This window comes from Pseudomonas algeriensis (genome assembly GCF_048847255.1).
Classification (GTDB): domain Bacteria; phylum Pseudomonadota; class Gammaproteobacteria; order Pseudomonadales; family Pseudomonadaceae; genus Aquipseudomonas.
Genome location: NZ_JBKKRK010000004.1, coordinates 263,086 through 284,004, shown reverse-complemented (window position 1 = coordinate 284,004; position 20,919 = coordinate 263,086). Strand labels below are relative to the sequence as shown.

At 60.6% G+C, this 20,919-nt stretch carries 20 protein-coding genes; 7 read left to right on the top strand and 13 right to left on the bottom strand.

The genetic code is table 11. From position 1 onward, the window contains the following. The first annotated feature begins 77 nt into the window (after positions 1–77). Positions 78–590 (top strand): dihydrofolate reductase, encoded by a 513-nt coding sequence (locus ACLK1G_RS08685; protein WP_420765065.1) that lies wholly within the window; start codon positions 78–80, stop codon positions 588–590. A gap of 49 nt (positions 591–639) precedes the next feature. Here the strand turns inward: ACLK1G_RS08685 and ACLK1G_RS08680 are convergent, their stop codons facing one another. After that, positions 640–2,031, bottom strand: a complete 1,392-nt coding sequence (locus ACLK1G_RS08680; protein ID WP_420765064.1) for an L-cystine transporter — start codon at positions 2,029–2,031, stop codon at positions 640–642. A gap of 241 nt (positions 2,032–2,272) precedes the next feature. Between ACLK1G_RS08680 and ACLK1G_RS08675 the strand changes: the two genes are divergently transcribed. Beyond that, a complete protein-coding gene (locus ACLK1G_RS08675; RefSeq protein ID WP_420765063.1) occupies positions 2,273–3,328 on the top strand; it encodes an HAD family hydrolase in 1,056 nt (351 codons plus the stop codon). A 125-nt stretch (positions 3,329–3,453) separates the two neighbouring features. Here ACLK1G_RS08675 and ilvD read toward each other — a convergent pair whose 3' ends face one another. The 6 genes from ilvD to ACLK1G_RS08645 all read right to left on the bottom strand — a co-directional run bounded on the left by ilvD (position 3,454) and on the right by ACLK1G_RS08645 (position 11,046). Continuing rightward, entirely contained in the window at positions 3,454–5,295 is a 1,842-nt protein-coding gene (gene ilvD, locus ACLK1G_RS08670; RefSeq protein ID WP_420765062.1) for a dihydroxy-acid dehydratase, read from the bottom strand. Positions 5,296–5,562: 267 nt separating this feature from the next. After that, positions 5,563–6,768, bottom strand: coding sequence for an MFS transporter (locus ACLK1G_RS08665; RefSeq protein WP_420765061.1), 1,206 nt, complete (start codon positions 6,766–6,768; stop codon positions 5,563–5,565). Then, positions 6,761–7,714: a diiron oxygenase gene (locus ACLK1G_RS08660; RefSeq protein ID WP_420765060.1), complete on the bottom strand. Its 954-nt coding sequence runs from the start codon at positions 7,712–7,714 to the stop codon at positions 6,761–6,763. The genes ACLK1G_RS08665 and ACLK1G_RS08660 overlap by 8 nt, the downstream gene beginning before the upstream one ends. Further along, on the bottom strand, positions 7,711–8,778 hold the full coding sequence (locus ACLK1G_RS08655) for a SagB family peptide dehydrogenase (protein WP_420765059.1): 1,068 nt from the start codon (positions 8,776–8,778) through the stop codon (positions 7,711–7,713). The genes ACLK1G_RS08660 and ACLK1G_RS08655 overlap by 4 nt, the downstream gene beginning before the upstream one ends. 422 nt (positions 8,779–9,200) lie before the next feature. Further along, positions 9,201–10,397, bottom strand: a complete 1,197-nt coding sequence (locus ACLK1G_RS08650) for a class I SAM-dependent rRNA methyltransferase (protein ID WP_420765058.1) — start codon at positions 10,395–10,397, stop codon at positions 9,201–9,203. 109 nt (positions 10,398–10,506) lie between these two features. After that, positions 10,507–11,046, bottom strand: a complete 540-nt coding sequence (locus ACLK1G_RS08645) for a type 1 glutamine amidotransferase domain-containing protein (protein WP_420765057.1) — start codon at positions 11,044–11,046, stop codon at positions 10,507–10,509. 178 nt (positions 11,047–11,224) lie between these two features. Between ACLK1G_RS08645 and ACLK1G_RS08640 the strand changes: the two genes are divergently transcribed. Genes ACLK1G_RS08640 through ACLK1G_RS08630 form a run of 3 tightly spaced genes read left to right on the top strand, consistent with a single transcriptional unit; the run spans position 11,225 to position 13,314 of the window. After that, a complete protein-coding gene (locus ACLK1G_RS08640) occupies positions 11,225–12,094 on the top strand; it encodes an HDOD domain-containing protein (protein WP_420765056.1) in 870 nt (289 codons plus the stop codon). A gap of 30 nt (positions 12,095–12,124) precedes the next feature. Then, entirely contained in the window at positions 12,125–12,937 is an 813-nt protein-coding gene (mutM, locus tag ACLK1G_RS08635) for a bifunctional DNA-formamidopyrimidine glycosylase/DNA-(apurinic or apyrimidinic site) lyase (protein WP_420765055.1), read from the top strand. 56 nt (positions 12,938–12,993) lie between these two features. Continuing rightward, positions 12,994–13,314, top strand: a complete 321-nt coding sequence (locus ACLK1G_RS08630) for a multidrug transporter (RefSeq protein ID WP_420765054.1) — start codon at positions 12,994–12,996, stop codon at positions 13,312–13,314. 130 nt (positions 13,315–13,444) lie between these two features. Here the strand turns inward: ACLK1G_RS08630 and ACLK1G_RS08625 are convergent, their stop codons facing one another. The 5 genes from ACLK1G_RS08625 to ACLK1G_RS08605 form a co-directional block, all read right to left on the bottom strand. Then, a complete protein-coding gene (locus ACLK1G_RS08625; protein ID WP_009683359.1) occupies positions 13,445–13,696 on the bottom strand; it encodes a YfhL family 4Fe-4S dicluster ferredoxin in 252 nt (83 codons plus the stop codon). 145 nt (positions 13,697–13,841) lie between these two features. Continuing rightward, positions 13,842–14,321: a pantetheine-phosphate adenylyltransferase gene (gene coaD / locus ACLK1G_RS08620; RefSeq protein WP_007897855.1), complete on the bottom strand. Its 480-nt coding sequence runs from the start codon at positions 14,319–14,321 to the stop codon at positions 13,842–13,844. 115 nt (positions 14,322–14,436) lie between these two features. Then, positions 14,437–16,032: a GMC family oxidoreductase gene (locus tag ACLK1G_RS08615; RefSeq protein WP_420765053.1), complete on the bottom strand. Its 1,596-nt coding sequence runs from the start codon at positions 16,030–16,032 to the stop codon at positions 14,437–14,439. 49 nt (positions 16,033–16,081) lie between these two features. Then, positions 16,082–16,627 carry a twin-arginine translocation pathway signal protein gene (locus tag ACLK1G_RS08610; RefSeq protein ID WP_420765052.1) on the bottom strand — a complete coding sequence of 182 codons (546 nt, stop codon included), beginning with the start codon at positions 16,625–16,627 and terminating at the stop codon, positions 16,082–16,084. Positions 16,628–16,654: 27 nt separating this feature from the next. Continuing rightward, complete coding sequence (locus tag ACLK1G_RS08605) at positions 16,655–18,085, bottom strand: coniferyl aldehyde dehydrogenase (protein WP_420765051.1); 1,431 nt, start codon at positions 18,083–18,085, stop codon at positions 16,655–16,657. A 148-nt stretch (positions 18,086–18,233) separates the two neighbouring features. Between ACLK1G_RS08605 and ACLK1G_RS08600 the strand changes: the two genes are divergently transcribed. Both ACLK1G_RS08600 and ACLK1G_RS08595 read left to right on the top strand, forming a co-directional pair. After that, a complete protein-coding gene (locus tag ACLK1G_RS08600; RefSeq protein ID WP_420765050.1) occupies positions 18,234–18,905 on the top strand; it encodes a TetR/AcrR family transcriptional regulator in 672 nt (223 codons plus the stop codon). 37 nt (positions 18,906–18,942) lie between these two features. Then, positions 18,943–19,797, top strand: a complete 855-nt coding sequence (locus ACLK1G_RS08595) for a sulfurtransferase (RefSeq protein ID WP_420765049.1) — start codon at positions 18,943–18,945, stop codon at positions 19,795–19,797. Positions 19,798–19,918: 121 nt separating this feature from the next. Here ACLK1G_RS08595 and ACLK1G_RS08590 read toward each other — a convergent pair whose 3' ends face one another. Further along, a complete protein-coding gene (locus ACLK1G_RS08590) occupies positions 19,919–20,917 on the bottom strand; it encodes a hydrolase (protein ID WP_420765048.1) in 999 nt (332 codons plus the stop codon). Positions 20,918–20,919 lie beyond the last annotated feature (2 nt).

Genomic DNA, 20,919 nt, shown 5'->3' with positions numbered 1-20,919 from the left:
GGGCGCTTCCGTTGCTCGAATGAGCAAAGAGCATAACCGCTGTGGCGCCAGTCCGGGCCTCTGGTATTCTCGCCCTCATGAAAAAAACTCTTCCCTTAAGCCTGATCGCAGCCCTCGGTGAAAACCGTGTGATCGGCATCGACAACACCATGCCCTGGCACTTGCCGGGGGATTTCAAATATTTCAAGGCCACCACTCTGGGCAAGCCGATCATCATGGGCCGCAAGACCTGGGACTCCCTCGGTCGACCGCTGCCGGGTCGCTTGAATATCGTGGTGAGCCGCCAACCCGGCCTGGTTTTGGAAGGCGCGCAGGTTTATTCCACGCTTGAAGCCGCAGTGGAACGGGCCGAAGCCTGGGCGCTGGAACAAGGCGTGGACGAGCTGATGCTGATCGGCGGTGCCCAGCTCTATGCCCAGGCATTGGATCAGGCGGATCGGCTGTACCTGACCCGCGTGGCGCTGAGCCCGGAAGGGGATGCTTGGTTCCCGGCGTTTGATTCGAACCATTGGAAGCTGGTTTCGAACCAGCCGAATCCGGCCGAAGGGGACAAGCCGGCCTACAGTTTCGAAGTCTGGGAAAAGCGCTGAAGCATCGCGAGCAAGCTTGCTCGCGATAGCCGATTTAACAGGCCCCCCGTCAAGCCTGCGCCAACTCCCCATGCTCGTCGGCATCGAGCAGTGCTTTGTCAGTCTGCTGCATCACCTGGCTGGTAATCGCCCCCGCAGTGATCGAGCCACTGACATTCAATGCAGTGCGGCCCATGTCGATCAGCGGCTCCACCGAAATAAGCAGCGCCACCAGCGAGACCGGCAAACCCATGGCCGGCAGCACGATCAGCGCGGCGAACGTCGCGCCACCACCGACTCCTGCCACGCCCGCCGAACTCAAGGTCACGATGGCGACCAGCGTTGCGATCCACACCGGATCCAGCGGGTTGATGCCCACGGTGGGCGCGACCATCACCGCCAGCATCGCCGGATACAGCCCGGCACAACCGTTCTGGCCGATGGTGGCGCCGAACGAGGCGCTGAAGCTGGCGATCGCCCGGGGAATGCCGAGGCGACTGGTCTGGCCCTCGATGCTCAACGGAATGGTCGCGGCGCTGGAACGGCTGGTGAAGGCGAACGTTAACACCGGCCAGATCTTGCGGAAGAAACGCAGCGGGTTGATCCCGGCGGCTGACACCAACAGGCCATGGACCACGAACATCAAGCCCAGCCCCAGGTACGACACCACTACGAAGCTACCGAGCTTGATGATGTCCTGCAGATTCGAGCCGGCGACCACCTTCGTCATCAGCGCCAGCACGCCGTATGGCGTGAGCTTCATCACCAGGCGCACCAGGCGCGTCACCCAGCTTTGCAGGGTGTCGATGGCGTCGACCACCTTCTGGCCTTTCTCAACGTCATCCTTGAGCAACTGCAACGCGGCGACACCGAGGAACGCCGCGAAAATCACCACGCTGATGATCGACGTCGGCTTCGCCCGGGCAAGGTCGGCAAAAGGATTCTGTGGAATGAACGAAAGCAGCAGCTGCGGAATGTTCAGGTTGGCGACCTTTGCGGCGTAGTCGCCCTGGATCACTTGCAGGCGCGCCAGTTCCTGGGTGCCGGCCACCAGGCCCTCGGCGGTGAGGCCGAACAGGTTGGTCAGGCCGATGCCGATCAGCGCCGCGATGGCGGTGGTGAACAGCAGCGTACCGATGGTCAGGAAGCTGATCTTGCCCAGGGACGCGGCATTGTGCAGGCGGGCCACGGCGCTGAGGATCGAGGCGAAGACCAGCGGGATCACGATCATCTGCAGCAACTGCACATAACCATTGCCCACGAGGTCGAACCAACCGATCGACGCTTTGAGCACGGGATTCGCTGCCCCATAAATCGTATGCAGGGCGATACCGAACACCACGCCCAGCGCCAGCGCCAACAAGACCTTTTTGGCCAGGCTCCAGGTGCTGTGGCGGGTTTGCGCCAGGCCGAACAGCAGGCCAATAAACACCAGCAGATTGAGTATCAGCGGCACATTCATGAAAAACTCCGATAAGACTTTGCCAGTCGCCACGAGCCGCGACTGTGAGCCGGAAAGCCTAACAGTCTGATATCTAAAGAATTAATACTAAAAAAGAATGTTTACTGTCGCTTTTGGAATAAGGCGCTGGCGTCCACGGACATGCCGCTGCCGTTATCGGGACGCAAGCGGTCGCCCACAGGCGGGATCCGTCACAGGCATTTGTTAGCGTCAAACTCTTACAAACTGGGAGTAAACGCCGATGAAGCTCGTACCGCACCTGCTCGCTGTCGCTCTAGGCTTGGGCCTCGTCGGCCAAGTGCTCGCCACCGATCTCAAGCACTGGCCGGCGGAACAGGCCAAGGCGCTGGAAGCGATGATCGCGGCCAACGCCAACAAGGGTAACTACGCGGTCTTTGACATGGACAACACCAGCTACCGCTACGACCTGGAGGAGTCGCTGTTGCCGTTCATGGAGAACAAGGGCCTCATCAGCCGTGAAACCCTGGACCCATCCCTGAAGCTGATGCCGTTCAAGGATACGGCTGAACACAAGGAAAGCCTCTTCAGCTATTACTACCGCCTGTGCGAACTGGACGACATGGTTTGCTACCCGTGGGTGGCCCAGGTGTTCTCTGGGTTCACGCTCAAGGAGCTGAAGGGTTATGTCGATGAATTGATGGCTTCAGGCAAACCGGTGCCGACCACCTATTACGATGGCGACAAGGTGGTTCAGTACAACGTCAACCCACCGAAAATCTTCACCGGCCAGACCGAGCTGTACAACAAACTGATGGAAAACGGTATCGAGGTCTACGTCATGACCGCGGCTTCCGAAGAGCTGGTGCGCATGGTCGCGGCCGATCCGAAGTATGGCTACAACCTCAAGCCGCAGAACGTGATCGGCGTGACCACGCTGCTCAAGGACCGCAAGACCGGCGAGCTGACCACCGCGCGCAAACAGATCACAAACGGCAAATACGACGAGAACGCCAACCTGGGCCTGGAGTACACCCCCTACCTCTGGACCCCGGCGACCTGGATGGCCGGCAAGCATGCGGCGATCCTGACCTACATCGACGAATGGAAAAAACCCGTACTCGTCGCCGGCGATACGCCGAGCAGCGACGGCTACATGTTGTTCCACGATGTGGACGTGGCCAAGGGCGGCATCCACCTGTGGGTCAACCGCAAGGACAAGTACATGACCCAGATCAACGGCATGATGGCCAAGCACGCCGCCGCCCAGGCCAAGGAAGGATTGCCGGTGACGGCTGACAAGAACTGGGTGATCGTCAAGCCCGAGGACATTCAGTAAACCCCTCCCCCACACTGATACCAAGTAACCCTGTGGCGAGGGAGCACTTGGCCCAAAAGGGTCAGACTGAAGCCCAAAAAAAATGCCCCGCGCTTGGCGGGGCATTTTGTTCGAAGCTAGGACGCTTACAACCCGTCAAGCATCGCCTTGTTGCGCACCGCACCTTTGTCGGCGCTGGTGGCGAGTAGGGCGTAGGCCTTTAGGGCGGTGGTGACTTTGCGCGGGCGCACTTCCACCGGCTTCCAGCCTTTCTTGTCCTGCTCGACGCGGCGTTCGGCCAATTCTTCGTCGCTGATCAGCAGGTTGATCGAGCGGTTGGGAATGTCGATCAATACCTTGTCGCCATCGCGCACCAGGCCAATGGCGCCGCCAGCCGCCGCTTCCGGCGAAGCATGGCCAATGGACAGGCCAGAGGTGCCGCCAGAGAACCGTCCGTCCGTCAGCAGCGCGCAGGCTTTGCCCAGGCCTTTGGACTTCAGGTAGGACGTCGGGTAGAGCATTTCCTGCATGCCCGGGCCGCCTTTCGGGCCTTCGTAGCGAATGATCACGATATCGCCGGCCTTCACTTCATCGGCAAGGATGCCGCGCACGGCGCTGTCCTGGCTTTCGAAGATCTTGGCGTTGCCTTCGAATACATGGATCGACTCGTCGACGCCGGCGGTTTTTACCACGCAGCCGTCCAAGGCAATGTTGCCGTACAACACAGCCAGGCCGCCTTCCTTGGAGTAGGCGTGCTCGACGCTGCGGATGCAGCCGTTTTCACGGTCGTCATCCAGGGTTTCCCAGCGAGTCGATTGGCTGAAGGCAGTTTGGGTCGGGATGCCCGCCGGGCCGGCCTTGAAGAAGTGATGCACGGCTTCGTCGGTGGTCTGGGTGATGTCCCACTTGGCGATGGCCTCGGCCATGGTCTTGCTGTGTACCGTTGGCAGGTCGGTATGCAACAGACCGCCTCGGGCCAGGGAGCCGAGGATGCTGAAGATGCCGCCGGCGCGGTGCACGTCTTCCATATGGTACTTCTGGATGTTCGGCGCGACTTTGCACAGCTGCGGTACGTGACGGGACAGGCGGTCGATGTCGCGCAGATCGAAGTCGATCTCGGCTTCCTGAGCGGCAGCGAGCAAGTGCAGGATGGTGTTGGTGGAACCGCCCATGGCGATGTCCAGCGTCATGGCATTCTCGAACGCCTTGAAGTTGGCAATGTTGCGTGGCAGCACCGATTCATCGTTTTCGCCGTAGTAACGCTTGCACAGCTCGACGATGGTCCGGCCGGCCTGCAGGAACAGTTGCTCGCGGTCGCTGTGGGTGGCCAGGGTCGAACCGTTGCCTGGCAATGCCAGGCCCAGGGCTTCGGTCAGGCAGTTCATCGAGTTGGCGGTGAACATGCCGGAGCACGAACCGCAGGTCGGACAGGCGCTGCGCTCGTACTCGGCGACCTTCTCGTCAGAAGCGCTGGAGTCGGCGGCGATTACCATCGCGTCCACCAGGTCGAGGCCGTGGCTGGCGAGCTTGGTCTTGCCGGCTTCCATCGGGCCGCCGGAAACGAAGATTACCGGGATGTTCAGGCGCAGTGCGGCCATGAGCATGCCGGGGGTGATCTTGTCGCAGTTGGAGATACAGACGATGGCGTCGGCACAGTGGGCGTTGACCATGTACTCGACCGAGTCGGCGATGATCTCGCGACTGGGCAGCGAATAAAGCATGCCGTCGTGGCCCATCGCGATGCCGTCGTCCACGGCGATGGTGTTGAATTCCTTGGCAACACCGCCGGCACGTTCGATTTCACGGGCAACCAATTGGCCCAGGTCCTTGAGGTGGACGTGACCCGGTACGAACTGGGTGAAAGAGTTGGCAATGGCGATGATCGGCTTCTTGAAGTCGTCATCCTTCATCCCCGTGGCGCGCCACAATGCACGGGCGCCGGCCATGTTGCGGCCATGGGTGGATGTTTTCGAACGGTAATCAGGCATGGAGCACTCCGGGCGGCAAATCAGGTACTTATCAGGTATCAATGGGGAGTGAGCTTCTGTCGACGTCTGGAACACTCGGGATTGGCGGTGTGTCCGGAAGTGGCCGATGACTTTGCAGGATCGCTGCGTGCCTCAGCATGAGCTCATAAACCCGCCGGGGATGAATGGCGATGAATGCCCCGATTCTACACCGCTGGCGCCAGGATGAAATGACGCAAAGCGCCGATCTGTCGCCAATCTCACGCTCGGGATGACGACTGGCAGCGTTCAGCCGGGCAATAACCTTCGGTGACGAAGCCTGACCAGCGTGTTGAGCGTCATGCCGAGGAGGCTGAATGCGATCAGGCATAGCGCAAGCGTGAAAGGCAAGGGTAAGGGAGAGAGGCTGATGCCGGCGCTGGCCAGGCCGCCCGTGATGAAGATCAGCACGCTGCCCGCCGATGCGGAGGTACCCGCTTGCTCCGCAAAGGTGTTCATCGCCCGGGTATGGGCGGCCGCGCGCGCAATCGTTGTGCCAGTGGTGCATACAACCATGGGCAGCAGAACGGTCGTGATGGACAGGCCGATGATGTAGAAAAGCACCAGCATCGATAGACCCGCCGTCAGGATCAGGCTCAGGCCGGTGATGATCTGGGTGTGCGAGTCGATTCGGTTGTCGAGTACGGTCGCGAATGCGCCGCCGCCGATATAGGCCAGCCCGTAGCCCAGGAGCATCACTGAGAAAGCCTGCTGCGAGAGCTGCAATTGGTCGATGAAGATCAATGGCGAAATGACAATGAATGAAAAATGACAGGAAAACGCAAGTGCCGAAATCAGCCAATAGGCCATGAAGCTGAAATGACCGCAGACTCTGCGATAAGACGCAAAGAAGTTCATCCGCCTGGATCGGCAGTTTTGGGCCGGGCCTTCAAGTAAAAGACAGGCGCCGGCAAATGCGCCGATTGCCAGTACGATGAACACCAGAAAACTGCCGCGCCACCCCATCCAACCTTGGAGGCCAGTGCCGGCCAGTGGCGAGATGGAAATAAAGACGCCGCCGCAGGTGACCAGAAAGATACGCAGCCGCTGCTGTTGCGTTCCGGTAAACAGGTCCTGGACCAGTGCCTGGGAGAGCACAAAGCAACCGCACCCCAACGCCTGGATGATTCGAAAAACCAGGAACAGCCGGAAGTCGTGAGTCAAGGTGCACCCCGCTGCGCCGACAACCGAGACGGCGATGCCGACCAACAACAGTGTCTTGCGGCCCATGGCATCGGAAAGCGGGCCAATCAATAGCTGTGAGAGCGCAATGCCTACGGCAAACAGGCTGACAGACAGGGCAATGTCTGAGGATGAGTTGCGAAAGTGCCCAGCCAGCGCCGGAAACGAAGGCAGTACAACATCGATCGGAAACACGCCAAGCAGCGTCAACATCGTCAAGAGCCCGACGATGGCTGGCTTGTCCACAGATGGACGACTGGATAGGTCAGCCATCAAGGAACCCCGCCTCGCAAAAGAGCGCTCGGTTGTGGTCATTGTCAAAAAAACCGGCTCGTTGCATGGCCGCGAATGTCGATACCGCACCTGAGCGAACCCGTGCGGCATGGGCGTGTGGCGGCACGATGTCGGCAACGATCTGGAGGGATGCCGTCTCCTCGAAGCCCACGCTGGCGAGGCTGCCCATCAACCAGGGGATATCCGGTTCGAAATAAAGCCCGATGATCTCCAACAGCAGCCTCGCCGCCCACTCGTGTTGTGTTGCGTCGAGAATCGGCCAGAGGTAGCCGAAGACCTCGCTGAAGTATCGGCTGTGGCGCGCTTCGTCCTGCAGATGAGTTTTGAGCATGCGGTAGACCGTACAGACCAAGGTTTTCCGGGTGAGGGTGAGCAGCTCCCGGGCAATGATCGTTTCGGAGACAAACCCCAACAGGAACCACGCGAGGGGGCGGTCCGGGGGTGGGCATTTTTGGATCACGCCCAACAGCCGACCGATTCGCCTGGCCGGAGGGCGATCCTGGATGCCGTACAAGGCAGCGATCTGTTCAGCCACCTCGTTGGAAAACAGTGCGTGGTAGCCCTCGTCCGTATACAGCTGCAGGGCCGCGGTTTTCATTTCGGTCGGAATCGGCACGGCCAGTTCGCCATGGACCAGTGCCTCCACGGAGCGGTTGACGATCCGGTGTTCCAGCATCGTCGTGTAATCGAGGAAGTACACCAGGTGATTGGCCGCCAGCCGTTGGGCAACGGATTGACCTGCGTGTATGACCAACGGGTGTTCGACATAGGGAATGAAGGCTGGTGGAAACCAGTGCCGGCTCGATAACTGCCGCTCCAGATCGTCAGGCAGGCGATAGTCGTCCTGGCCTGCTCGTACGGCGGCTTTGCGATTCCAGTCGGCCAAGGAGTAAAGCGGTGCCTGGACAAAGGTCTGCTCGCTCATGGCGCAGCGTCCTGTTCGTCGAGCAACGTTATCAACTCGCGGCAGTGGACCTGGCCGTCACCGTGGCCGCAGCCGACAAAGAACAACGGTTGTTCGGGGGTTCCCTCAAGGCCGAGCAAGTGCTCCACCTGGCAGTCGGCCAAGGCCCCTGTCAGCCATGTAGCGAGGCCCATGGCGGTGGCTACCATCAGGAAGCTCTGGGAGACATGGCCGGTCTCGACAAAAGCCATCCGATAGGCGCGCGAATGTTCGTACTTCCACCAGAGCTTGTCGAAGCGCGAAGTAATGAACAGCCCGAACGGCAGGTTGTTGATGAAATGCTGGCCGCACAGCAGCTGGCCCAGGGATTCATCCGGCAGCGTCCGGATCAGGCTGACCGAATGTTCGTCCGGGTGATAGGCATAGAGGCCCGCATCGAGTCCCGTGACGTTACGCACGTACAAATAACCTTCGCAGGCATTAAGACCACCACCCGAGGGGCTGCTTCTTCGCGCGGCGAACCGTTCGAGAGGGCATGATCGTTCGTTCAGGTAACCCAAGGCCAGGTAAAGGAGAGTGCTGACCTGAGCAATGGAAATGGCGCGATTGTCGAATGAGCGGGAGGTGCTTCGGCTGACGAGCGTCCGTACCAGCGACACCTCTTTGAGTTCATCCCATGCAGGGCGCTCAAGGACGGTTCGCCCGACGGGACAGGGTGTTGTCCTGGCTGGGGGCGCGGGTGAGGAGAGGACTTCGGCGCAATGATGCAGGTAAAGCGTCGCCCATTCGTCCACATCCTGGGGGACGCTCTCGCAGGGAATGTTTTTTGTTCCGATATGAAAGATCCTGGAGAGTTCGTCCCACTTCCAGTCAATATTCTTAGTCCGACCCTCGACCAATATATCGACTTTGGCAAATTCCCTGTCGATGGGGTTTGAACGATCGAATCGTGAAGGGTCGTTTATAAGTTGCGCCAGTCTGGTTGCGTAATAGATGTCCAGTTCGAACTGGGTGTGTTGTTCATAATTCCATACGACTTGATGGGGTGGGCGCGCCAATATGAACAGGCAAGGGTTTATTTGCATGGCATCGTTTCCGCTGTGGCGAAGAGAAAGAAGGGGGCGAGGCGCCGGCAACCGCGTCCCCGTCGTCTTGCTTAGCGGGCTTTAGGCGTCACCAAGCCTGCCAGGTTGGCGATTTTGCTGACTTCGAGGGTAATTGTTTTCATGACGAAACTCCTTGTTCGTTAAGTGTTGTTTTTTACTATGGGTTGTCACTTCCGGTGTGACAGCTCAATCATAGTTTCTAACGAATGCATGGCAAGCAAATATCAGGTAGGACGGCTCCAGTAATTGCGTGGGATAGTTCATACAAGATCTACTAATACAATTATTTGCTTCCTGATGCGGTAACTTTTCTTACGACCAAAAAAAACGCAGCCTGGGCTGCGTGGGGACGTTCTAATTGTTGCAGGCTGGGCGCAGCAGCGGCTACGCCCAACAAGGCCTTAGCTGTTGGGCAGCAGACGGCAGGTAATGCTCTTGATGTAGCGCGTTTCGGCGATTGCCGGATGCACCGGATGGTCTGGGCCTTGGCCGCCGCGTTCGAGCAATTGGATGTTGCGGTCCAGGTGACGGGCGCTGGTCAGCAGGATGTTTTGCAGGTCGTCCTCGGGCAAGTGCATCGAGCACGAAGCGCTGACCAGGATGCCGTCCTTGCTGAGCAGGCGCATGGCTTGCTCGTTGAGGCGTCGGTAGGCGCCTTCGCCGTTCTTCAGATCCTTCTTGCGCTTGATGAAGGCGGGCGGGTCGGCCACGATGACGTCGAAACGCTCCTCGCCGGTCTTGAGCTCCTTCAAGGCTTCGAATACATCGCCTTCGATGCAGGTCAGCCGTTCGGCGAAGCCGTTCAGGGCAGCGTTGCGCTCCACGCCGTCAAGGGCGAATGCCGATGCGTCGACGCAGAAGACTTCGCTGGCCCCGAACGCGGCGGCTTGCACGCCCCAGCCGCCAATGTAGCTGAACAGGTCCAGCACGCGCTTGCCCTTGGCATACGGCGCCAGGCGCGCGCGGTTCATGCGATGGTCATAGAACCAGCCGGTCTTCTGGCCTTCCATCACCGGGGCTTCGAACTTCACGCCGTTCTCTTCCAGGGCGACCCATTCCGGTACCAGGCCGAACACGGTCTCGACGTAGCGTTCGAGGCCTTCGGCGTCACGGGCCGCGGAGTCATTCTTGAACAGGATGCCGCTGGGCTTGAGGACCTGGGTCAGGGCGGCGATCACGTCGTCTTTATGGGCTTCCATGGTGGCGGAAGCGATCTGGACCACCAGGATGTCGCCGAAACGGTCGACCACCAGCCCCGGCAGCAAATCGGAATCACCATAGACCAAGCGATAGAACGGCTTGTCGAACAGGCGCTCGCGCAGGGACAACGCCACGTTGAGGCGATGCACCAGCAGGGATTTGTCCAGGGGCAGCTTCACGTCACGGGACAGCAATCGGGCGCAGATCAGGTTGTTGGGGCTCATCGCGACGATGCCCAGCGGCTTGCCGCCCGCAGCCTCCAGGATGGCCTGGTCGCCAGCCTTGAAACCGTGCAGCGGGGTGGCGGCTACGTCGATTTCGTTACTGTAGACCCACAAATGGCCGGCGCGCAGGCGACGGTCGGCGTTGGCTTTGAGGCGCAGGCTAGGCAGGGACATGACGTCGCTCCGGAAAAAAGAGCGGGAGTATACCGTGTTGCAACCGTTGCGGGGCTTGTGCTGGACATGCGGCGAAGGAGCGCGCTCGCCTCGCCGCAATGTAACGGCTTCAGGCGGACAGCGCGCTGATCAGCTCGCGGTTGAAAGCAGGAATGTCATCAGGCTGGCGGCTGCTGATCAGTTTGCCATCCTTGACCACTTCCTGATCGACCCAGTTCGCGCCGGCATTGGTCAAATCATCCTTGAGGGTCTTGTAGCTGGTCATGGTCTTGCCTTTGACCAGCCCGCTCGACACCAGCAACCAGCCGCCATGGCAAATCACTGCGATGGGCTTGCCGGCCGCCTCGAAGCCCTTGACCAGGTTCTGGGCGTCGGGGTCGATGCGGATCGTGTCGGAGTTCTGTACCCCGCCGGGCAGCACCACGGCATCGTATTGCTCGACATTGGCGGCCTTGAACGTCAGGTCGACCTGGAAATCGTCGGCCGGCTGGTCATGGTTCCACCCTTTGACCTGGCCTTCGCTAGCCGAAACGATTTCCACCTTGGCCCCGGCCTGCTCCAGCGCCTGCTTCGGACCGGTCAGTTCGGCTTGTTCAAAACCATCTGTCACCAGGATGGCCACGCGTTTGTCATTCAGGGAGCCGGGCATGAAAAATCTCCTCAAGCTGAGTGGGTGAGCTGCCGACCTAAGCCGGTATGCAGGCTTGGTTGTCGGTCCTACAAAATCCGAAGCCGAGGCTTGAATGAAAGTTCCGCCGGTCTACCCGGCGGTGTGCCGGATTTATCTTTAAGGGTTAGAATCCCCGCCTGGCCCAGAGTGCGTACCCATGTCCAAAGAGCTTTCCACCGAACAGATCCAACAGTCCCTGCAAGGGATCAGCGTCCCGCCGCAGCCGCAAATCATGGTGGATCTGCAGATGGAGCAGTACATGCCCGATCCGGACCTGGAGACCATCGCCAAGCTGATTTCCCAGGATCCGGGCCTCTCCGGGGCCTTGCTCAAGATCGTCAATTCGCCGTATTACGGCTTGAGCAACAAGATCACCTCGATCCAGCGCGCGGTGAACCTGCTGGGCAGCCGTTCGATCATCAACCTGATCAATGCCCAATCGATCAAGGGAGAGTTGCACGACGACACCATCGTGACCTTGAATCGTTTCTGGGACACCGCCCAGGACGTGGCGATGACCTGCCTGACCCTGGCCAAGCGCCTCGGTATGCAGAATGGTGACGAAGCCTACGCCCTCGGGCTGTTCCACGACTGTGGCGTGCCGCTGATGCTCAAGCAATTCCCAACCTACATGAGCGTGCTGGAGGAGGCCTACGCCAACGCCAGTGCCGAATGCCGGGTGGTGGACACCGAAAACCGTGTGTTCAATACCAACCATGCCGTGGTCGGTTACTACACTTCCAAGTCCTGGCGCCTGCCGGACCATGTCAGCCAGGCCATCGCCAATCACCACAACGCCCTGGCGATCTTCAGCGACGAAAATGCGCGCAATAACTGCCCGCTGAAAAACCTGCTGGCGATCCTGAAGATGTCGGAAAACATCTGCGCGTCCCACCGCGTGCTGGGTAACCAGGCCGACGATCACGAGTGGGAATGCGTCGGACCGCTGGTGCTCGACTATATCGGGTTGTCGGAATATGACTTCCAGACCCAGAAACAGGAAATACGCGACCTGGCCAGTCGTTGAATGCCAGTCTTCGCCTGATTCGAGAACCCCATGCCAGAACTGCCGGAAGTCGAAACCACTCGCCGCGGAATCGCGCCACACCTCGAGGGGCAGCGGGTCAGCCGCGTGGTGGTGCGCGATCACCGCTTGCGCTGGCCGATTCCTGAAGACCTCGATGTGCGCCTCTCCGGACAGCGCATCGTTCAAGTGGAACGGCGGGCCAAGTATTTGCTGATCAACGCCGAAGTCGGCACGTTGATCAGTCATCTGGGCATGTCCGGCAATTTGCGGCTGGTTGAAACCGGCATGCCCGCCGCGAGGCATGAGCATGTCGATATCGAACTGGAGTCGGGCCTGGCTCTGCGCTACACCGACCCTCGTCGCTTCGGCGCGATGCTCTGGAGTCTTGATCCGCTCAACCACGAACTCCTGATCCGCCTTGGGCCTGAGCCGCTGACCGATCTGTTCGACGGCGAACGGCTTTTCCAGCTTTCCCGCGGCCGCTCGATGGCGGTCAAGCCGTTCATCATGGATAACGCGATCGTCGTGGGCGTGGGCAATATTTATGCGACGGAAGCGCTGTTCGCCGCCGGAATCGACCCGCGCCGCGAAGCGGGGGGCATTTCCCGGGCGCGCTATTTGAAACTGGCGATCGAGATCAAGCGCATCCTCGCCCATGCCATCGAGCGCGGCGGGACCACACTGCGGGATTTCATTGGCGGCGACGGCCAGCCTGGGTACTTCCAGCAGGAACTGTTTGTGTACGGGCGAGGCGGGCAGACGTGCAAGATGTGCGGCACGGGGCTGCGGGAGATCCGCTTGGGGCAGCGAGCGAGTGTCTGGTGTCCACGCTGCCAGAGTTGATTCGTCCTACGGTCTATAGTCAGTAGTCATATTGATTTAGCCGAAGGATCGCACCCATGAGTCTGATTCGACCTGTCGTTCTGGCGCTCTCGCTGAGTGTCGGTTTGCCTGTATTCGCAAACACCGAAAGCGGTGATCCGCGCTACACCATCCAGAACCCACCGGCCTACGCCATGATCGGCGACTTGCTGATCGCGCGACCGCTGCTGCTCGCTGCCACTGTGATCGGCGCCGGCGCGTTTGTCGTGTCGTTACCCTTTACCGCGCTGGGCGGCGGCGTGGGCGATGCGGGCAAGGCGTTGGTGGTGGACCCGGCGAAGGCCACGTTCGTGCGATGCCTGGGGTGTATCGGTGAGGGGTTCGAGCGGCAGGAGTGAATTGTCACTTGTGTGCATTTGTGGTGTGGCTGATGGCCCTGTCGCGAGCAGGTTCGCTTCCACAGGGATCTGCTGTGTGGCAGAAATAAATCACTTGCTCGCGATAGGCCCGGCAAGGCCGTCCAGAAGCTCAAGCCTTGCCAGTAATCCTGCGATATTTCGCCATCAACTGTTCTTCCGTCTCCGGATGAGCCTCGTCCAGCGGGATGCAATCCACCGGGCAGACTTGCTGGCACTGGGGTTCGTCGTAATGGCCGACGCACTGGGTGCACAGGTTCGGGTCGATGACGTAGATTTCTTCGCCTTGGGAAATGGCCTCGTTCGGGCACTCGGGTTCGCAGACGTCGCAGTTGATGCAGTCGTCGGTGATGATAAGGGACATGCAGACTCCGGCCGGGGCGTAGGGCCCGGGCAGTTGAAAACGAATAGACGCAATTGTGCCGCAATCACGCGCGCAGTGCACGCGGGCGCGATGGACTGCGCACGCATGACTGTCGAGCCGCGTTAGGGATCGTCGCCCGTAGGGGTTATTTCTTGAAGCGCAGGGTCAGCGCGTCGGCCACCGCCGGGTGGACGAACTTGGTGATATCGCCGCCCAGGGCCGCGATTTCTCGCACCAGCGTCGAAGAAATGAAGGAATAGCGTTCCGACGGCGTCAGGAAAAGACTCTCGACGTCCGGCGCCAGCTGGCGATTCATGTTCGCCAATTGAAACTCGTACTCGAAATCCGAGACCGCTCGCAGGCCACGAAGGAACACGTTGGCGTTCTTTTCCTTGGCAAAATGCGCGAGCAGGGTCGAGAAACCGACCACTTCCACGTTGGGCAGGTGCTTGGTGACCTCGCGGGCCAGCTCCACTCGTTGTTCCAGCGGGAACAGCGGGTTTTTCTTCGGGCTGGCGGCGACGGCGATGATCACATGGTCGAACAGGCGCGAGGCGCGTTCGACCAGATCGCCATGGCCCTTGGTAATAGGGTCGAAGGTACCTGGGTACAACACTCGGTTCATCGCGTCGTCCTGGCGGGAGTCCGTTGGGGAGTCGGATGGTATCGCAGCCATCTCGGCCGGCCAAGTCGGCTGTTGGCGAAGAAAGCACTATAGACGCTGCGAATAATCCATGTTTTCAAGGTTTTTCAAGACGTTCGGCCAGGGATGTCGCCAGTTGTGCCGTCAATCCATACACCGACAATTGCGGGTTGGCGCCGATGCTGGTGGGGAACAGCGAGCCGTCGTGAATGGAGAGATTGCCCAATTGATGATGTCGGCCGAGGCTGTCCGTCACGGCAGCCTTCGGATCTTCTCCCATGGCGCAGCCGCCCATGACATGGGCACTGCCCAGGCGCGTGCGGTACAGGACCATATCAAGCCCGTCGATCATTTCGCGGGCCTGCGCCAGGGTTTTCACATAATGGGCATCGCTGTGCAGGGGCATCACGGCCCGGGCGCCTCCGGCGAACTGGATTTCGGCCATGCTGTGAAATGCCCGGCGCAGGCCATCCCAGGCGTAGGGCGACAGCTGATAGTCGAGCACTGGCGTGCCGTCGCTGCGCAATTCGACGCTGCCGCCGGGGCTATCCGGATGGAAGCCGTCACGCAGCAACGCCAGCATGGCATGGGTATGGGGCAGGTGAGCCATGTGCGCCGCATTTTCGCCGCCGAAGCCACCCAGCAGCGTGGCGGCAAGGGCGGGATGCAATGGCGGCACCTCCAGCTTGTACGACATCCTGCCGCTGACGCCGTCCTGCCATTGGAAATGATCCGAATAAATCGACTGCGGAGCGCCGTAGAACGGGTTGATCACTTCATCGAACTGGCCGGCCGACATGTTCACGAGGTGCAGGAACGTGCGCTGGCCCAGCCGTCCGTGCGGGTCCGGTGCCTCGGAGCGCAACAGCAGGGCAGGGCTGTTGATACCGCCGCCGGCCAATACATAATGCCGCGCCTTGATCGTGATGCGCCGCCCGGTCGGTGCCACGCAATGCTCGTCCATGGCCAGGCAATCCAAGCCGACGACCGCATCGTTTTTGATGACCAGACGCTCAGCCCTCGCGAGGTAAAGCAGCGCGCCGCCCTTGTCCAGCGTGGCGGGTATGGTGGTGACGAGCATCGATTGCTTGGCGTTGGTCGGGCAGCCCATGCCGCAATATCCCAGGTTCCAGCAACCTCGCACGTTGCGTGGGATGACATGCCAGGCGTAGCCCAATTGTTCACAGCCCTTGCGGATCACGTCGTTGTTGGCGTTGGGTGGAATCATCCAGGGTGCCACGCCGAGGCGTTGTTCCATCCGTTCAAACCAAGGGGCCATGTCGGCGGGGCCGTGGCCTTTGACGTTGTGTTCGGCCGCCCAGTGCTCAAGGGTTTGCGTTGGGGTGCGCAAGCTTGAAGTCCAATTGATCAACGTCGTGCCGCCCACCGCACGTCCCTGGAGGATGGTGATGGCGCCGTCCTTGCTCATGCGTCCGAGGCCTTCCTGGTACAGGCTGGTATAGGCCTGGTCCTCCCGCAGCGTGAAGTCGTGGCTGGTCTTCAGGGGACCTTCTTCGATGAGCAATACCTTGTAACCGGCGGCGCTGAGGATTTCCGCCGTGGTGCCACCGCCGGCGCCGCTGCCGATGATCGCCACGTCCGCTTCCAGCGTGAGGTCCTGGCTCAGTTGCGCGCCGTTGTAGGTGGTCCAGCCACGGGCGAGGCCTTCACGGAACGGGTCGGGTACGGGCATGCTAGGGGTCCCTTGTTGTTATGGACGGCGCTGGAGTCCACTGTGGCTTTCAAACCATCGGTGGTCCCGGGTACCCGCAATGGGCCCAGGACTCGGGCCGGCTGTACCACGCCATCATCACCATTTGCAGCAACGAGCCGTGGCCTTGGCGCAACAAGCTCAGCGAGCTGTTTTCCCACCGCGTCAGAAACTGTCGAATGTCATCGGCGCTGGCGTTTTCCCACGCGCCCCAGATCCCGGTCAGCGGCCCGCGGGTAATCCCCAGCGTCAGCACGTCGAATAGCTGGTGCGTTAGCTTGAGCATGGCGGGCGACAGGTGCGCCAGCCCTCGATCCAGGCTTTGCAGCGTGGCATCGGTGGCGGCGGGGAGCGTTCCAGCTGTTGTGGCCCCGTCGAGCATGACGGCAATCACGGCACGCAAGAACGGCAAGTCGCTGTCGCGCAATGCCGCCAGCCCGAGGGCCGGTTGGCTGGAGGAGCAGCCGCTCAGGCTGGCGCCCAATCCCACCGTGGCCAGGAAGGCGCTGGCGCCGAAGCTCAGTTGCAGTAAACCGCGTCGTGACAGGGCGGGCTTATCGGTCAGGCTTGGGTTCATTATTGTTATTACCCGGGAAGACACTGGTTAGCGGATAAACAGCTTCTGGATCAGTTTCTGCAACGGCTTTCCATAGGGCGGGTAGATCAGTTTCGCCGCGTTGAACCGCTGCTTGACCAGCACGCCCTTGGCCTTGCTGAAGGTCAGGAACCCCTCATGTCCGTGGTAGTGCCCCATCCCCGAGGCGCCAATACCGCCAAACGGCATATCGTCCTGGGCCACGTGCAACAGCGTGTCGTTGAGGCAGACGCCGCCGGAATGGGTTTCGTCGAGCACGCGATTCTGTTCGGTCTTGTTGTAGCCGAAATAGTAGAGCGCCAAGGGGCGAGGTCGCTGATTGATGTAGGCAAATGCCTGGTCGAGGTTCTCATAAGGGACGATGGGGAGCAGCGGCCCGAAAATCTCGTCCTGCATGACCGTCATGTCGTCCGTGACATTGAGCAAAAGGCTGTGGGCCATGCGTTGTCCCTGGCTTTGCTCGAACAGCTCGATCAGCAACGCCCCTTTGCTTGTTGCATCGCCGATGTAGCCGTTAAGCCGCGCCAATTGTCGTTCGTTAATTACGGCGGTGTAGTCCGGGTTGTCAATCAACGTCGGATAGAACCCGCGTACGGCCTCGCGATAGGCCTCGACGAACGCCCCGACACGGTTTTGCGGCACCAGCACGTAATCCGGTGCGACACAGGTTTGCCCGGCGTTGAGGGTCTTGCCGAAGGCGATGCGCTCGGCAGCGTGTTCAAGCGGGACGTCATCGGAAACGATGGCCGGAGATTTTCCGCCCAGTTCCAGGGTGATGGGCGTCAGGTTTTCCGCGGCCGCACGCATGACGTGCTTGCCGATGCTGCTGGCGCCGGTAAACAGCAGGTGATCGAACGGCAGCCTGGAGAACGCGATGCCTACGTCTGCTTCGCCAAGCACGACGGACACCAGGTCCTGGGGAAATATCCGGGCCAGCAGTTGCTTGAGCAACAAGCCGGTGGCAGGGGTCGATTCGCTGAGTTTTAGCATCACCCTGTTGCCCGCCGACAAGGCTCCGACCAAAGGCCCTATGGCCAGGAAGAGCGGATAGTTCCAGGGCACGATGACCCCGACCACCCCCAGCGGTTGATAGACCACTTTGGCCGATGCCGGCTGGAAGGCCAGGCCAACCTTGCGTCGAGAGGGCTTCATCCAGCCTTTGAGGTGTCGCCTGGCGTAATGGATACCGTGCAGGCTCGGCATCAGCTCGGCCAACAATGTTTCGTCCGCGCTGCGGTGGCTGAAATCCTCGCTGATGGCGTCGATCAAGGCCTGCCGTTCATTGCTCAACAGTTCGCCCAATGCCTTGAGCCATTGCAGTCGCTGCGCCGCCGGTGGCATCGGGTGAGCCGCGTAGGCTTGGCGCTGGGCGATGAAGAGCGCTTGGAGCTCGTCCAGCTGCTGTTGAGACTCGTGCAGGTAAGCGACATCGGCAGGCATGGCGGGCACCGGATTATTATGGGAATCGGTGTTTTCTAGAGCTTATGCTCTAGAAAGTCAAATGAGCCTCTGTAAATCCCTTGGGTTTTATCCTGTGACCGATAGGTCGTAAGATGCCCTTCGATCACTTTTTATTAAAGCCCAAGCCATGGCCCCACGAATGAAAACCAGCGAGCGCATCGTGCAGAACAGCCTCGAGTTGTTCAACCGCCAGGGCGAGCGCAGCGTCAGCACCAACCATATTGCCGCTCACATGGAGATGTCCCCCGGCAACCTCTACTACCACTTCCCCAACAAGCAGGCGATCATCGCCGTGCTGTTCAGTGAGTATGAAAACCTGGTGGACAGCTTCTTGCGCCCGCCCCAAGGCCGCCTGGCCACGGTGGACGACAAGCGCTTTTATCTGCAAGAGCTGCTGTCGGCGATGTGGCGTTACCGGTTCCTGCATCGCGACCTGGAACACCTGCTCGACAGCGACCCGGAACTTGCGGCGCGTTATCGGCGGTTTTCCCAGCGCTGCCTGATCCATGGCACCGCCATCTACGAGGGCTTCGTCGAAGCCGGTATCCTGAAGATGGACCGCGTGCAGATCGAATCCCTGACCCTCAACGCCTGGATCATCCTCACGTCCTGGGTACGGTTCCTGTGCACGACCCGTGAAAACTCCAGCCACTTGAGCGAACAAGCCATCAAGCGTGGCGTATACCAGGTCCTGGTGCTCGAGGCGGGTTTCGTGACTGACCAGGCCCGTGAAGCGGTGGATGCGTTGTTCAAAGAATTTTATGTCCCCCTGGCCCAGACCCTGGAGGAAGGGCAATAAGGATCGGACCTGCTTGATTCAGCCACAGGAGTTCACCATGCCCATCGCGCAACTCATCAGCCCCCAGGCCCTAGAACAGAGGCGATCACAGCCTGGGCTGGTGATCCTTGATTGTCGTTTTGCCCTGGAGGACCCGGACTACGGCCAGCGCAGTTATGCCGAAGGCCATATCGCCGGTGCGTCTCACGCGGACCTTGAGCGCGACCTGAGCGGTCCGGTGGTCAAAGGCGTGACCGGGCGCCATCCTTTGCCCGCACCTGAAGCCTTGGTTACGCGTCTGCAGGCCTGGGGCATCAACAATGAGAGTGACGTCGTGCTGTACGACGATGGTCCCGGTGCCTACGCTGCCCGGGCCTGGTGGCTGCTGGCCTGGCTGGGCAAGCGCGAGGGCGTCTACATTCTCGACGGCGGCCTCAAGGCCTGGCACACGGTCGGTTTGCCCCTGAGTCTCGATCCGCCGGCCATCCAGGCCGGCTCCTTCAGTGGTTCGCCGGACGCGAATCTGCTGGTCAATGCCGACATATTGCAACAACGTCTCGGCCAGCCGGACATGACGTTGCTGGATGCGCGGGCGTTGCCGCGATTCAAAGGTGAGGTCGAGCCGATCGATCCGGTGGCCGGGCATATCCCGGGCGCGCAATGCGCGGCCTTCACCGATAACCTTGGCGCCGATGGGCGGTTCCTGCCGGCCGACCAGCTCAAGCAGCGCTTTGCCGGGAAATTCGGCGATCGCTCGCCGAGCGGCCTGGTGGCCTATTGCGGCTCGGGCGTGACGGCATGCCATAACCTGTTCGCCTTGTGCCTGGCAGGGTATCCGTTGGGCAAGCTGTACGCCGGCTCGTGGAGCGAGTGGATCAATGATCCGCGGCGGGGCGTGGCGAAGGGCGAATAACGAGGCACCTACAACCAATTGGGAGCGAGCTTGCTCGCGATGGCGTGTATCAGTCATGTCGCTGATCTGTCGCTATCGCGAGCAAGCTTGCTCCCACAGAAGTTTTCTCGCTTGCGAATCGTCAGCCATGGCCCAGGGTGGCGAGCCATTTGGGGATGCGTCGTTCCAGATAGTAGCCGGGACGCCGTAACGTCCCGTCGACGAATCCGACATGTCCGCCTCGGGCATGCAATTCAAGCCGGGTCGACGCTGACAACTCTTCAGGGGCGGGCAGGCTGTGGGGAAATACGAACGGATCGTCGGCGGCCTGGATAAGCAAGGTCGGCGTTTTGATCCCCGCCATGAAATAGCGGCTGGAGGCACGACGATAATAGTCCGCCGCATCCGAGAATCCGTGTAGGGGCGCGGTGACGCGCCCATCGAAATCCCAAAACGTGCGCATATTGTCCAGCGAGCCCAGCGCGGCCAGGGCCGCAAGCCCTTCCTGGCGTCCGTCGTGCTGGAATTGGCGCTGTTTGTTGCGCATGTAGGCGATCATCTCCCGCATGAAATGCGCTTGGTAGAATTTGGAGAAGCCCTGCCCGATACGATCGGCGCACTGGTCCAGGCGAAACGGCACCGAAACGGCCACCGCGCCCAGCAGTTGGCTGTCGCTGCCGGTCTCGCCCAGATGCTTGAGCAAGACGTTGCCGCCCAGTGAATAGCCCACGGCAAACAATGGCGCCAGAGGTCGCCGGGTGCGCAGATGCGTCAGGGCGGCGGCCAGGTCTTCGCTCACTCCTGAATGGTAGCTGCGGGGCAGCAGGTTCGGCTCCCCCGAACACCCACGCCAGTTCAACGCGACGCTGGCCCAGCCTTGGTCGTTGAGTGCTTGTTGCAGCCCGGTCACGTAGGGCGAGTTGGAAGAACCGGTCAGCCCGTGAAGTACCAGTACCAATGGCGCCTCGGCGCTATGGGGTCCATACCAGTCGAGGTCGAGAAAGTCGCCGTCTTCCAGCCACAGCCGCTCCCGTTCGCGATCGATGGGGCAGGACTTCCGCCATAACGGCCCCCACAATGTTTGCAGGTGCGGGTTGCCAAGCCCAGGGGCAGGGATGAAAGGTTCGGATGCGGCGGACATTC